The 15,239-nt window shown below is 32.7% G+C and carries 11 protein-coding genes and 1 pseudogene; 1 reads left to right on the top strand and 11 read right to left on the bottom strand.

All coding sequences use genetic code 11. The annotated features are described in order from the left end of the window. Positions 1 to 109: 109 nt before the first annotated feature. Both NNH57_RS12350 and NNH57_RS12345 read right to left on the bottom strand, forming a co-directional pair. Entirely contained in the window at positions 110 to 4,138 is a 4,029-nt protein-coding gene (locus tag NNH57_RS12350; protein ID WP_108809113.1) for a DUF6923 family protein, read from the bottom strand. A gap of 95 nt (positions 4,139 to 4,233) precedes the next feature. Further along, positions 4,234 to 5,040, bottom strand: coding sequence for a glycosyltransferase (locus NNH57_RS12345; protein ID WP_074407691.1), 807 nt, complete (start codon positions 5,038 to 5,040; stop codon positions 4,234 to 4,236). Positions 5,041 to 5,681: 641 nt separating this feature from the next. Here NNH57_RS12345 and NNH57_RS12340 point away from each other — a divergent pair. Next, the gene (locus NNH57_RS12340; RefSeq protein ID WP_254504167.1) at positions 5,682 to 7,688 is read left to right on the top strand and encodes a tetratricopeptide repeat protein; all 2,007 of its coding nucleotides are present in this window, start codon (positions 5,682 to 5,684) and stop codon (positions 7,686 to 7,688) included. A gap of 265 nt (positions 7,689 to 7,953) precedes the next feature. Here NNH57_RS12340 and NNH57_RS12335 read toward each other — a convergent pair whose 3' ends face one another. The 9 genes and pseudogenes from NNH57_RS12335 to NNH57_RS12295 form a co-directional block, all read right to left on the bottom strand. Continuing rightward, complete coding sequence (locus tag NNH57_RS12335) at positions 7,954 to 8,358, bottom strand: hypothetical protein (RefSeq protein ID WP_108809115.1); 405 nt, start codon at positions 8,356 to 8,358, stop codon at positions 7,954 to 7,956. 231 nt (positions 8,359 to 8,589) lie between these two features. Continuing rightward, a pseudogene (locus NNH57_RS12330) lies at positions 8,590 to 8,922 on the bottom strand (transposase); the annotation flags it as partial. 30 nt (positions 8,923 to 8,952) lie between these two features. Beyond that, on the bottom strand, positions 8,953 to 9,525 hold the full coding sequence (locus NNH57_RS12325) for an REP-associated tyrosine transposase (protein WP_254504165.1): 573 nt from the start codon (positions 9,523 to 9,525) through the stop codon (positions 8,953 to 8,955). 97 nt (positions 9,526 to 9,622) lie between these two features. Then, entirely contained in the window at positions 9,623 to 10,207 is a 585-nt protein-coding gene (locus tag NNH57_RS12320) for an RHS repeat domain-containing protein (RefSeq protein WP_159099161.1), read from the bottom strand. A gap of 342 nt (positions 10,208 to 10,549) precedes the next feature. Beyond that, complete coding sequence (locus tag NNH57_RS12315) at positions 10,550 to 11,083, bottom strand: hypothetical protein (protein ID WP_132066305.1); 534 nt, start codon at positions 11,081 to 11,083, stop codon at positions 10,550 to 10,552. Then, a complete protein-coding gene (locus NNH57_RS12310) occupies positions 11,080 to 12,087 on the bottom strand; it encodes an RHS repeat domain-containing protein (RefSeq protein WP_234423326.1) in 1,008 nt (335 codons plus the stop codon). Before NNH57_RS12310 ends, NNH57_RS12315 begins: the two co-directional genes overlap by 4 nt. Before the next feature lie 388 nt (positions 12,088 to 12,475). After that, entirely contained in the window at positions 12,476 to 13,015 is a 540-nt protein-coding gene (locus tag NNH57_RS12305; protein ID WP_074407476.1) for a putative periplasmic lipoprotein, read from the bottom strand. Between the two features lie 134 nt (positions 13,016 to 13,149). Continuing rightward, entirely contained in the window at positions 13,150 to 14,331 is a 1,182-nt protein-coding gene (locus NNH57_RS12300; protein WP_074407477.1) for an RHS repeat domain-containing protein, read from the bottom strand. Between the two features lie 73 nt (positions 14,332 to 14,404). Continuing rightward, a complete protein-coding gene (locus NNH57_RS12295) occupies positions 14,405 to 15,151 on the bottom strand; it encodes a toxin-antitoxin system YwqK family antitoxin (RefSeq protein WP_139062505.1) in 747 nt (248 codons plus the stop codon). Positions 15,152 to 15,239: the final 88 nt, after the last annotated feature.

Raw genomic sequence — 15,239 nt, 5'->3', positions numbered from 1 at the left:
TTAGTTTTTAATTTTCCAACCTCTACATTTTATTCTAAAAAAAATCTCTTTTTAATAAAACCACTATACTACCTGTTTTTGGTTAGTATAGCAGCTTTATTGACTATTGTTATTGTATTAAAAAACTTCCCTCGTATCTTTTCTTAAAGTCATCTCCTCTAATGATGTACTTATACACTCCTTGCTGTAAATTTTTGGCAGTAAACGTAAAAGTATCCGATGGGGCCGCTACACTTCCTAACTCTTCTTTTTGCACAACTCTACCCAACATATCGATTACAGAAATTGTAATTTTTTGATTTGCTGTAGGCATCTTGATCGTTGTTTGTGTTCTGAACGGGTTAGGAGAATTATGTATAACAGTAGTATTATCTGTGGTTAGCGTAATGTCCTCGATATCATCATTATTAATAATTGTTGCATCACTATCTTCCTCATCAATAGTGTCGTCGGTATTTTCTTTCTCTTTGGTAAAAGCGAGTTTAGCAACTTCTAGATTAAAAAGAGCGAAGCTTTGATAATCTCCCTGAATAGAAAATACAACACTTCTTAATTCATCTATAGAAACACTTTGTTTTGCCTTACTAGAAAACTCTGAAAAAGGAATGGTATACGTTTGTTTTGTATCACTTGCTTTTATGGTATATCTAAGCCTGTCATTCCAGTTTACAAGATCTTTGGTTACCAAAATTACTTCTACATCTCTATCGGTATATAATTCAAACTCAACAGCATCATACTCAGAAACATTTAAAGTTAGATCACCACCAAGGATATTTCTAAACAAGTTCATAGTTTCCTTAAGGTTACCGCTTACTTTAGCATCTCGTTCTACTTGATAATGTTCACTTTGAGCTTGACTGTTTTTATTTTTTATGATTTCAAAATTAAATACAGTAGCTCCCTGCTCAAGAAAATCGATACCCCATGGGCCATCAGCCAGGTATAATACATCTGCTGTATTGGGATTATCGCCGGTAATAGCAAATCCGATATCAAATAAGTATCCGGTTTCTACAGTAATAGTTTCCTGGTATTTACCAGATAAGGATATGGTTTTGGTAATTAGTTCTTCTTTAGATAGTTCGGTAACTCTTTTGTTTCCTCTGAAATTGAACTGACTTACTTCTGATTTATTTACAATATCCAGAACAAGTTTACCATCTCTATAAAACCCTTTTTGTACAAATACAGACGGGATATTATTAGGAATAAAAGTTTTGCCCAATGATTTTTGTTCGATTAATTTATCGATAATCGTATTTGCAATAGTTGCTACCTGTGGGATAGAACCACCCCAAATCTGGAAGTTAAGGTAGTCGCCTTCTGGATATTGATCGATATTCCATAAGCTATATAATTCATTTTGAAATTCATCTATTCTTACAGAAAAATGTAAGGCTTGTTCGACTTCTCCCGTAACTCTTCTGATTTTGGTATTTACCAAAGTATGATTTCGAATCGTTAAAGTTCTTATATCTTCTAATACAGAACCATTAAGTCTGTCACAGATCGTTTTAGAATGATCATAAATAGATCCTTTGGTTGCCATAGCCAGTGCAGCTCCGACTCTCTTATTTTGATTGTAGTAATCTATCGAAAATACTGCTGTAGCATTGGTTATACCAATTAGATCGTCTGGGCTAGAAACAAAAGATGTCTCGGTTCCTGTGGCACCCGTTGTTGGGAAATAAATACTTAAATCTTGATTATTACCAGATTTGTATGATTTTTGACCCGGAGCGAAACGTTTTTGTAGTTTCTTTTGATTGTATACGTTGTTCGTTTTTGATCTTAAAAAGTTTCTTTTGGCAATTAAACTAGCCAGGTCACCATTACTTTCTAATCCACCGTCGTTTCCAGAAGTTACAACACCTTCTTCTGTTAATTCTGGGATGTTTGTCGTTTTTAAGGATGAGTATTGATCGGCTTTGATGTGAAAAAGAACATCATTAAAGTCGTGATCTGCTCCCGGGTAATCTCTTCTAATGTCTTCAAAACCAAGTACGATACTCTCATTTGCCGTATCAGCAAGTAGGATATTATGTGGTCGTAGGGCTTCATCACATTCTGGGTTGTAATCAGGATTAGAATAGATTTGCCATAATCCAGAGTCTACAGTACTACCATTCCAACCGTCTACAAGTAATACCCATCCAATACCAGTATCTGCTGCAAAACTTCCTATGTTTACAGTATTACCAGCATTTAATTCGCCATTACTACCTGTTTTAGAAGCATTAGGGAATACAATAGTTATATCTTCTGGGTTAGGAGCCGCAGTAGAAGGGCTGTTGATATCATAGGTATAAAAACCTAGTGTATTTTTATAATTTGTGTTTTCACCGATAAAAGTTACAGAAACATTCGTTGTACTTTCAATAATAACATTGGTGTCATATCCCGAGTAGATATAATTTGGGTTAAGATTTGGTACAGAATTTCCTTCTGGTAATGCGTTATCGATTCGTGTAATATAATCAGAAGCGAGTGTTTCGTTTGTTCCTAGATAGTCCGGGGTTCCGTTACTATTGTATGTTCCTGGATATTGGTATCGCTGACCAATACTTAGTACGGGAAAACTACTTGGAGTTTGGTTTCCGTTATCAGAATCAAATACAGTTTCTTTTAAATCAAAATTATCATCTAAGCCATCCTGGTCAAAATCATTTCCTGCGGCAACCGTATCAGCAGTACCATCACTGTTAGTATCATACCCATCTACAGTATCCAAAGTTCCGTCATTATTAGAATCGGTATCCATAAAGTCAGGGTTATCAGTACCATCGGTATTTGTATATCCTTGGGGAGTACCACCATGATCTGGATCAAAAGCATCGTCCATACCATCTCTATCCTGATCAGAACCAGAAAGCGCTACGAAACTTGCGCTGTTCTGTCCTTCAATAAGATCAATAATACCGTCCTGATCTGCATCAACATCATATGGATCATAAATTAAATCACCATCGGTATCTGTAGGGTAGAATGCAACTCCGGTTTGATCAACGTCTACGATATCAGCGATTCCGTCAAGATCAGAATCTACAAAATTAGCATCCTCAGAATTAAAAAAACCATCTCCATTGGTATCATAGCTTCCTAATCCGGCTTCAACGATATCAAATATCCCGTCGTTATCACTATCAAGGTCCAACACATTAGGAACTCCATCACGATCAGTATCAAAAGCCAAAGACACTCCACTATTACACGTATTACCAAAATCCGGATCCAGGTAATTAAAAATTCCATCAGAATCATCATCACCATATGGATCAATCCCACCACCTTCTACGATATCAGGGATTCCATCACCATCGGTGTCCTTGTCAAAAGGATCTAAAACTTCATCTTTATCAGCATCGATGGGAGATACTCCAACTGCACATTTAAAACCATCATTAGAATTTGTTACTTCGGTATTATTTAATAATGTGGCATAAGGAGAAGCTAACTCATAATCATTTACTAAATACAATCCCCCTTTATTACTAGATACATACAATCGGTTACTGGTATCGGTATAACAAGCACCAAATGTATGGCTAGGTAAATCTGTAACAGACTTATAGCTAAAAGCAGGTGTGGCTGCTGTAAGATCCCATTTATACACATTTCCTTTACTACCGCCGTATAGATTGCCATCTATAAATACGATATCTGCACAAGTACTTGGCGAAGCCTGATCAGATACTACGATCTCAAATGTTGGAGATGAAGAACCATCATAGCTTTGAAGATTGGTAATTTTATGAAACGATTGTTTGTCAATTGCGTTTTGAAAAACCCATAAGTTCCCTTCGCTATCTACATCGGCAGCATAACCGCCACCAAAAGAAACACCTCCGTTTTGTGCCACAGCACCTAGATCTACTACCATATCTGTTCCGATACGTAGTAAATGCTTATCGCTATTTCTAATCGCATATAAAAAGTTATCTACAGGATTGTATCCTCCTGCATTGTATGCTGTATGCGTATGAAGAGGGTTTGAATATGTTCCTGTTATCGGGTCGTATGATCGTAATGCTCCAGAAATTACCTGATAGAATTTTCCCTCGTTACAATCAAAAGATTGTTGGGCATACGTAATATTCGCTAGGAGAATTATCAAAAGGATAATGATCTTTTTCATAGTATATACTGGTCGTATGTATTGAAACTAATACAGACGTTTTTTTGATAGTTAAAATAGATTTTGAATTAAATTTTGCTAAAGAAGAAAAGTAGTTATCTTACCATATAGTAGTTTGTTTTAAGGTTGAAAATATCTGAAGCACTTTTGCTATTTGTTTTAATTTTGAAATAGCTAAACCATATCATTAATAGATTGATTGGGATAAGAAAAGAATCTTTTAATGTTATTTTAGAGCCTTCTACTTCAATCCAACTATCTAGTGGTTCTTCACTAATACAGTTTAATAGATCTTTTAACCCTACATGCTTTTTTAATCGAAGAAAAATTTCAATATCGAATAACCATCTGCTGATAAATCGTTGGCTATATACATTTTCGATGATACTTTTCTTAAATACTTTTGCTCCACACTGTGTATCTTTAATAGGAAGCTGTAGAATAAATCGGATAAAGAATCCAACAAAGTTTGATAATAGTTTTCTAATTATATTTCTGTCAATATTGTTTGATTCTGCTGCTTTTCTAGAACCAAAAACCATAGTTAACTTTGGATCACTATTTAGTTTCTTTACCAGGTTGTCCATTTCTTCTAATGATGTAGAAAGGTCGGCATCAAGAAAAGCAATATTTTCTATGATGTCTATATCTGCCAAATAGTTAGCTCCAGTTTGTACTGCAGTAGCCTTACCTTGATTATGTTCGAGATCAAGTACTGCTATCCTTTGTGGATCAAATTCTTTTAGCTCGCACAACATTTTTAAGGTATCGTCAGAACTGCCGTCATTCACAAAACATAAGTGGTAATTTGAATTTTTGCTTAAGAAATCGCAAAACTTTTTTTGATCCAGCCTATTATATTCATTATAGCATGGGATAATAATTCCGGTAATTTTCGTCATTTTTTTTTAGATTTTGGGACATACTTCTGGGGTAGTAGAAGTATTGGTTTTTTAATACTGGTCTATATTATTTTTTTAGACCTAAATCTTTTAAAACATGTTAAACATTCTTCTGGGGATTTTTGAAGACTATTTTACATTTTGACGAATTTACTGTAATCTCGAATTGATGGTAAGCGCTAGTTATCAACTCGTTGTAAAAGTAATATGTGTTTTTGAAATTTTATTATGGTAAAACCACAAAATATTTACGCAAACGCCAAAAACAATGTATTTCGTCGATTAATCGATATTTTGTACTGAAATTTTAACATTTTTTGATTTAAAAAAGAAGGTAAAATACTACAAATGTTAAAGAAAAAAATGATTTTTCGATTATTTTGATGTTAAAAAAAGGGGGTTTTTCCCCTGTTTTATTCCTTAATTATTTAAAATTATGTTAATGCCGATACCTTTTTTGTTAAATGAATTCGGGGTAGAGATATTATTTTCATAAAACTTATTAAGTTTTTGACTGCTGTTTTTTTAGTTATTCTTACTTTAACGATGTTAATCAACTATTACACAAAATAATGCACTTAAAGTCATTTTTTATTAGCCTTATATTTTTGTTTTCATTTTCACTTCTATTTGCACAAGATATGCAAGAAGGGTTTACGTATTTAGAAACCGGTAAATATGATAAAGCAAAATCTTTTTTTGATACGATTCTAAAACAATACCCTGATAACAAAACAGCACGTTTGTGTTACGGAAGAGCAGTGGGGTTACTAGGAGATTCGCAACAGGCGGTATCTATTTTTACAGGACTTAAAAAAGAATATCCAGATGATTTCGAAATTAAACTAAATTATGCCGAATCACTACTCTGGAATAGCCAGTTTGCCAAAGCTGAAACGTTTTATGAAAAATTGATTAAAGAAGATAGCAAAAGCTTTCCTGCAGTATTGGGGTATGCAAACACACTTTCTAATCTCAAAAAATATGAAAATGCATTAAAGATGGTTAACAATGCATTACAATTACAAGAAGGAAACCCCAATGCTCTATTATCACGCAAATACATTCGTCTGGGGTATGCCAATACCATTGCACAAGACAAAAGGTATGATGAAGCCATTGCACTATTAGATCAAAACCTGATTGATTTTCCTAATGATAAAGATACTCAGTTAAACAAAGCAAACCTGTATCTCATGACCAATGACTTAGATAATGCAGAAAAAGCATATACTGCTTTGGCGGTTAACCCTAAGGATAGTATTGTATCACTAAATGGCCTGGCTCTGGTAGCTCATAAAAGACATAAAGAGAAGAAAGCATTAACTATAGCTGGTATGGCAATGCATAAAGTAAAAAAAATTAAAGAGGATAAAGAGCTTTATCTAGCTACACGAGAACGATATATACAAGCATTATTATGGAATAGAAAATTTACTGCAGCAAAAGAAGATATAGATCAATTACAACAATTATATCCAGATAATTCGAGAGTACTGGCTTTACAAGCTACTCATGGTATGTATACTAGTAATTTTAAAACCAGTCTTCAAAAATACGATGCGATTTTAAAAAAAAATCAAGGATCTTTTGATGGTAATTTAGGAATAGCAAATGCGTATAGAGCAGTGGGAGAGGATATGAAATCCTATACATATGCTTTTAACACATTAGAATATTACCCAAAGCAACAGGATGCAGAGAAGTTAATAAAGACGTTAAAGAAATCACACACGCCTTTTATAGAAGAAAAAACGGCATTCACTTTTGACAATGGAGATAATGAAGCTGTAAATATTACCGTAAAGACCGAGATTCCTTTATCTGCTAAATTTAAATCAGAGATTCAATACGATTATAGAACTACTAAAAATACAGTAACCAAAAATGAAGCTACGTCTCATGATTTTTGGCTAGGGGGAGTGTATAAATTTAATGGAAGAGTTGCTCTACAATCCAAAATAGGGATCACTAATGCCGATGGATTTACAACCGAATATACAGAATTAGTTGCCGAGGCGATAGTAAAGACAAAACCTTTTAAACTTCAAAACTTAGATGTTGGATATAAAAGAGAGTTGCAAAATTTTAATGCAGATTTATTAAACCGGGAGATTGTAATGAATAATTACTTTTTGAATTATAACCTGGGAACCAATTTTAATTTGGGATGGTATACCCAGTATATTTATACTTCTCAAACCGATGATAATAGCCGAAATCTACTTTTTACCTCTTTATACTATACGGTACTACAACGACCTGTTCTAAAAGTAGGGGTTAATTATCAATATCTTTCTTTTAAGAATCAGGTGCCTGTAATTTATTTTAGTCCTGCACGATTTAATTTGGGAGAGCTATTTGCAGAAGTGGTAAGTGATCCACAAAAAAAGTGGTTTTATAATGCAAGTGCAGCTTTGGGTCGACAATTTGTAGAAGACGATCCGGGTTCATCTACTTTTAGAGCAGAAGGAAAGTTTGGATATCGGTTTTCAGAACGATTTAAAGCAGACGTATATGGCAAGTATAGTAATATCGCTTCGGCTACAGCAGCAGGTTTTGAGTATGTAGAATTTGGTTTTAGGTTAAAATGGTATTTCTTAAAAAAACCAATTTTTGATAAAAAGATTATGGAGTTACAAAAATAGCACAGATTTGTGCCTTCAATCTGCTGTTAGGATTATACTAGGTTTTTTTCTTTTATATGAGATACTCCTACATCTTAAACCTCTAATTTTTTTGATATTTTGTATTACAAAATATCAAAAAAAGAGCTGCATTTCTACAACTCTTTTTTACTTATATAATTTATTTGATAATCAAACTTTATAATACTTTTTTTCAAAAGCACCAATTTGACTTATTACCGGTTCTTAGCATTTATTTAGTTTAAGTTTTTTATCTACACTTTCATCATTTATAGATATAATCTCGATTACTAGGCTTTTCTAACCATAAGATTGTATTCCAAAGGGATTTCATTGTTGATTTATTCTTTAGCCATACTCTATCATTATCAATCGTAATGTATTTATAACTAGCAAAAATCTTCCCTTTCTTCAAAGCATTATCATGTAAAATATCTGAAAACTCACTTAGTGCAACTTTTCCTTTATTCCCGTTTAATGAAGAATAAAAGACATGTTCTTCTCCTAAAACAGTATACAAATTATCGTTTTTTTGAATACCTAGCAACACCTTTTTACCTTCATTTCTTAAACTACTTATGATTTTTGAAGATTCATCTACAAAATGATTCCCCGCATGTTTTTCTAAATTATTACGTTTAATTCTTTCTTTCAAATAATTCGATTTCATTTACTTTAGGGTTTTAGTTAAAATATATCTATTGCCTGTAACCCACGCACGCCATCCACTTTGAATATCATATTCCAAATAACCTGTTCCTTTCTTTATTCTTCTATTTAATCCATTTACTATAACTTTATCCACTTGTATACCAGAGCTTACCCTTATACTGTTAGCACCATTTTCTTTAAGCAAATTTTCTATTATTCCCCCGCTCCCGCTAGCGTCTCGCTAGTGGCGTCAATGTTTTGTTAATCCAAATAGATATCCATCGCTATCAATCTCTAATACTGTATGGTCATCCTGATAATTTCTAGCACTACTATATTTCCAATCTACCGAATTGGTTACAAAACCTGATTCGACAGGATTATTGTGAATATAATCTATTTTTTGTTGAATCACTTTATTACTCCATAATTCTATAGGTTTATTGTGCTGCTGCCAAAATTGCATTCTGCTTACAGTAGCATTCTTTTTACCAGCCTTCTCAAACATCCATAACAACCATTCTTTCCTACTTTCCTGAGGATTATTCTCTATTACTTTTAACAACTTTTTTGAAGTATATCCCCCGCTCCCGCTAGCGTCTCGCTAGTGGCGTCAATGTTTTGTTAATCCAAATAGATATCCATCGCTATCAATCTCTAATACTGTATGGTCATCCTGATAATTTCTAGCACTACTATATTTCCAATCTACCGAATTGGTTACAAAACCTGATTCGACAGGATTATTGTGAATATAATCTATTTTTTGTTGAATCACTTTATTACTCCATAATTCTATAGGTTTATTGTGCTGCTGCCAAAATTGCATTCTGCTTACAGTAGCATTCTTTTTACCAGCCTTCTCAAACATCCATAACAACCATTCTTTCCTACTTTCCTGAGGATTATTCTCTATTACTTTTAACAACTTTTTTGAAGTATATCCCTTAAAATCCCTAATCAATCCTGAAGGGTCATCATTTGAAGAACGAAATACCAAATGTACATGACTAGGCATAAAACAATACGCATAAACCTCCATACCTTTTTCTGATCTACAATATGTAATACTTTCTGACAAAACAGATAAATATTGTTCTCGTATAAATACATCGATCCAATACACTGTAGCAAAACTTATAAAGTATAAACCTGATCTATTATAAAATTTATAATTCCTGCTCATTTTGCCAAAATACAATAGTACAGTTTCAAAAAATGAAACTAGAATATCTTAATCCAAATAAAAAACCAGCTACATCACTGCAACTGGTTCTTATCATTTATATATTTTTATACCCTAGCTTTGACGCCACTAGCGAGACGCTAGCGGGAGCGGGGGTCTTACCTTTTCCATTAGAGAAATTACCATTTCCTGTATTTGTCCAAGTAGTTCCACTAGCAGAACTCTCAAATAAACCATTTATAAAAGATTCTGCATCAGCACCACTAGGATCAGCCCAAAACACAGGGTTATTATCAAATGCAGTATAAGTGCTCATTGAGTGGTGCGTAATTGGATCAATAGAGGTCCATCTTGCTATGGCAGGATCATATTGCCGCAATGGCATTTCATAAAGATCAAGACCTAAACCTTCCTCTAATTCTATACCATTATATCCATAGTTATGTTTGCTGCCATTCACGGCAAAGTTGTATCCTTTGTGTTGTAGCCCAAAAGGATAATAATTCTTCTCTTCTACGATTTCATCTTGAGTAATACTACCATCTTTATTGGCATCCTTATAACTTAATCTAATGTTACCTAAATGGTCTTTAAACTGATATACATACTTATACCCATCTGCTTCATGTTCTACAATACCCTCTGAGTGATTAAAAAACTCTAGAGCACCATTCTTATACACATAATTACCAGCATATTCTGTTGTCGATGAACTTCCCTCTGTGGTAATCTTTTTTAATTTTACCCCAGTGGCATCGTAAATATAACATATTATTAAACGAAAGAAGTCACAATTTTTTTATCAATTGTGACTTCTTTTATTTATTACTCTTGTCCACCAATTTTTGATACCACTAGCGAGACGCTAGTGGGAGCGTGGGAATAAAAATATAATATCTTCCACTCTATATAAAACATAAAAAAACAGCTACAAGCCTAACTTGCAACTGTTTCTTATCATTTATGTATTACCCATACCGCTCACTCAGCACGCCACTAATCAAAGACGTAGCGGAGTTCAATACTAGGGAACAGTGGGTAACTCATACTCCTTGAGTTTTTCTAATTCTTTAGCAATTCTTGATTGCCATTGTTTTTGCTCTTTTTCATTAAAATAAACTTTACTATCATATTCTCTTTGCATTATACCATGTTGCAATATCTTTTCTTGATATATCTTTTCATAAAGTTTGAAATTAGAACACTCTTCTTGAACAAGTATTTTAAATTCTTTTCTAATTTGTCTAGCATATAATTCAGCAATATCAAAATGCAACTGTTCATGAACTAAAGTTTCTTTATCGTTCACAATTGTCCAAGATTTATCTTTTAAAAAATAAGTTACAATTTGAATATTGGGTATTTCATCTTCATAAACCTCGCCTTCAATCTCTATTTGAACAAATGTAACTGCTGTTTTCAAACTTTTTTCTTCAGGAATCGAACCTTTAAAATCAGACCACTTCAATTTAGTTGTCGGATTCCAAGGTATCTTATTACAATTCGAATTGAGAGTAATTAGAGATATAAAAATTAATACAAAAATCTTACTCATCATTGATTTACTTTAAAATCTACACTAGGATCTTTTTTTGACAAACCTCCAGATCCTTGAATTAGTTGACTAGGACTAACTCCTGCACTTATTAATAAATCTATCATTTTCTTAGCTCTATTATTGAGGATAGTTTGTACGGGGGCTGTTCCATTATTAAACTTAACTATTGAATTTCTGTCTTTCCCTCCATTTTTATTACGATAATTAGCATCTATTGCAACTTTAATTTGAGGATACTCTTTTAAGGTTTTTATTAAATCTTTCAAGTTTTTTAACGTATGATCTGTAATAGCTTTTCTATTTACACTATCTGTATTGGGATGAAATGGAAGTGCAAGTGAAATATTAATTTTTGCAAAATCCTCAGCTGTAGGGATAGGTGTTTGTATAGCTTTACGCTTACGTACTGGTCTTGGATTAACTATACCTAATTCAGGAAGTTGTTGAGTCTCTAACACAAGAGGTGATAACCCTATAGAAGCATCGATATTTGGAATACTAGGAGAATTATCAACCACAGGGGTGATAGTAGAGGTAGTGGCTTTTTTTCTATTTCTTTTCCTTCTTCTTTTCCTTCTTCTATTCCTACTAGCAGGAAAAATATTATCTGGTCTTCTCCATGCTTGAGCTAACGAATCTCCACTACTACTACAATCACATTGATTTCCACTAAACAATTTCTTAACACCATTAGAAGCCTTTCTTCCAAGTGCTTTTAACCAATTCCATATTCCAAGACCATATAAATCAACATATCCAACAGGATTGTTGTTAGCCATTACATAAGGCGATTGATTATTATAGAAATCTGTCATAGGGTCCATTACCATAAACCTCCCAATAGTAGGGTCATAATGTCTTGCTCCTAAATCAAAAGTATTCATGCTTAAGCTTTGATCAAATTCCTTGCCATTAAAAGAATAGCTATGTTTCCTACCATTTACAGCAAAATTGTATCCTTTATGTTCGAGCCCAAAAGGATAATAATTCTTCTCCTGTACGATCTCACTTTGGGATATAGTACCATTCTTATCAGCATCTTTGTATGAGAGTCTAATATTTCCTAAATGGTCTTTGTACTGGTATACATACTTATACCCATCGGCCTCATGTTCTACAATACCTTCTGGGTGGTTAAAGAATTCTAGTGTACCATTCTTATATACATAATTACCAGCATACTCTGTTGTCGATGAACTTCCCTCTGTGGTAATCTTTTTTAACTTTACCCCAGTGGCATCGTAAATATAACATATTATTAAACTAAAGAAGTCACAATCTTTTTATCAATTGTGACTTTTATTTATTACTCTTACCTACCAATCTTTGACGCCACTAGCCAAGAGGCATAGCGGGAGCGATCAATTACACGCTAGGAGCAGCAGGGGATCTTTAACCAAAAATTACAGAGTTTTCAAAAACATTAATAATACTTCCAGAGTTATTAAATTCAAAAAGAAAAAAGTAATATTCATTAGAATCAAACTTATATTTTTCCTCTAATATTTCATCAATTGAAATATTTCTACCTTCTTGGGATAAATAACACATTACATATGTTTTACTCATACGTGAAAAACTAATTACATATTTACTTTCCGAACAAGGTGAAAGATTAATACTTAAATCATTATGTTTGTCAATTCTATCATTATTTAAATCATCTTCAATATTTTTTAATATTTTTTGGTAATCTTTACCAAATTTCTTTTCAAAATCCACATTTTCTGAATTAAAAAACACTTCAAATTGCATAGGAGATATTTTAGAATCAACTAAATAACAATTTTTCATTCCTATTGTGTTATTTTTCTTTATATAGTTTATAGAATTATTAATGATTGATTGTTGTCGAGAAGATGATAACTCTTTATTATTTGAACAACCTAACAAAATAAAAGCCATAACTAATATTAATATTGTTTTATTCATTGTATAACATATTATAGTTTATTATTGGAACTTCAATACGGTTTCCATCTTTTTCTATCACAAGACTTCCAGGGTTGTTAGGGTTCCAATTCGAATATGATCTACGTAAAGGAAGACCTGTTTCACTTCTAAATTCATTTATCCTTTCTACCGTTGGACCTGCAAAAACGGCTTTGGCAAAAACCCCCTGTTGGATCTCTAAATCTACCCCCTTCTTTTTCATTATTATCTCTTGCACTATTAAAATATGAAGCACCAAATCTAGTATGAAGTGATTCATGAAGAAAAACGAAACCAGTATCCATTGTCCTAGAGTCAACATTCTTCGACTCTAATGAATATTGAATATTACTTATTTGCATCGCATCTAAATATATTTCTCCATTAGGACTGGCTTGTGAACCAAATTGCTTAAATTGTCTTCCATCTGCTGTTTGTCTAGTATTTCTATCATTATTTTTCACAGTAATAGTACCACTATCATTGCTTAATAAATGAGAAACATAACTACCTGCTTTATTACTTTTTTTACAATTAGATTTGCATTCCCCTTCTGTAAGTGTTGAAACCCCATCTCTTGAAGTACTTTTTTTAATTACTGATCCGGTAGTTTCTGACAAATTAGCCATTAAATTGATTAATAACCAAGTATCTGTTTTTGTTCCCCCATTAACTAAATCAGTTACATCAACAGTTCTACCGTCCGGATCAACAAAAAACACAGGATTATTAAGTGAATAGTTATAAGATGATTTATCATAATACTTTTCCGCCAAAGGATCCATATTCATCCAACGACCGATAGCAGCATTATAATTCCTAGCCCCATAATCTATCCAATCAAGCCCTAGTTCAGATTGCTCTTCTTTCCCGTTATATCCATAGTCATGTTTTCTACCCTTTACATCAAAATTGTAACCTTTGTGTTGTAGTCCAAAAGGATAGTAGTTCTTCTCCTGCACGATCTCACTTTGCGTTATAGCACCATTCTTATCAGCATCTTTGTACGATAACCTAATATTCCCTAAATGGTCTTTAAACTGGTATACATATTTATATCCATCGGCTTCATGTTCTACAATACCTTCTGCATGATTAAAGAATTCTAGTGTACCATTCTTATATATGTAATTACCAGCATATTCTGTTGTCGATGAACTTCCCTCTGTGGTAATTTTTTTTAGTTTTACCCCAGTGGCATCGTAAATATAGGTAATATTTCCGGTATGAGAAGCATTATTTACCGTAACTGTTTTAGGTAGGTTTAAATGATTATAGGTAATCCCTGTAATCCCATTGTTTTGATCCTGGATCATATTACCATTGGCATCATAGGTATAATCATCATTGGTATTGGTGCCATCTTCAAACCCACTGGCGAGGAAATTATTATTGATCCTTTATATAAATAGGTATGTCAAAATACATTTTTGTTGATTTTACAGAATCTTTTTCTTTATAATATTCCTCTATAAATCCTCTAATATTTTTTTTACCAGTAGTCATCTTAAACCATTTTCCAAAAGCTGCACTATAAGGTTTACTATGACCCTCAAAATTTTTCTGATTCTTTATGTCGTGTTGAATATTATAAAAAGTGTCTAATACTATTTCTCTCTCATTTGAGAAGTCTTCATTAAAGTTTTCAGTTTCATTTTTAGGTAAGCAAATAAGTATTTCCGATGGTTTTCCTTTAAAAAAATGAGAACGCAAAAACGCTGCTCCAAGAAAAGCTTCTCCTTTATTAATGGTATCGGTTAACACTTGAATTTTGAAGTACTTACTTGATTTATATATTGTATCTCCTTTTTTATCAATATTCCAAGATTGATTAAGGTATTGTTTTCCTTTTATGATTTTATATTCTCGGATAAAATCCAGTTTACCTTCTTTAAAAAAAGACCATTTTCCGATTTTTAAATCATCATCATTCATATTTCCCATTGCCTTGATAATACCTAATCTATTATATAGGATTTCTTGATGATAAGCACTGTCAATCCATACTTTCTTCATTTCAATAGAGCCATCTGTTCTATAAAAAGTAGAAGTATCCACAAGTTTTCCATTTTTGAAATTATGAATAGTAGTTAGGTTTCCCTTTTTATCGTACCCTCTTGAAATTCCATCTTTCAATAAATTTTCGTTTTTACTATTACTTTTTTTGGTATTACATGAAACTATCAAAATATATAATATCACAAAAAACAATCTATAACTCATT

The sequence above is a fragment of the Aquimarina spinulae genome, assembly GCF_943373825.1.
Classification (GTDB): Bacteria; Bacteroidota; Bacteroidia; order Flavobacteriales; family Flavobacteriaceae; genus Aquimarina; species Aquimarina spinulae.
Note: the sequence above shows the minus strand (reverse complement) of the source record. Positions and strands in the feature narration are given on the sequence as shown.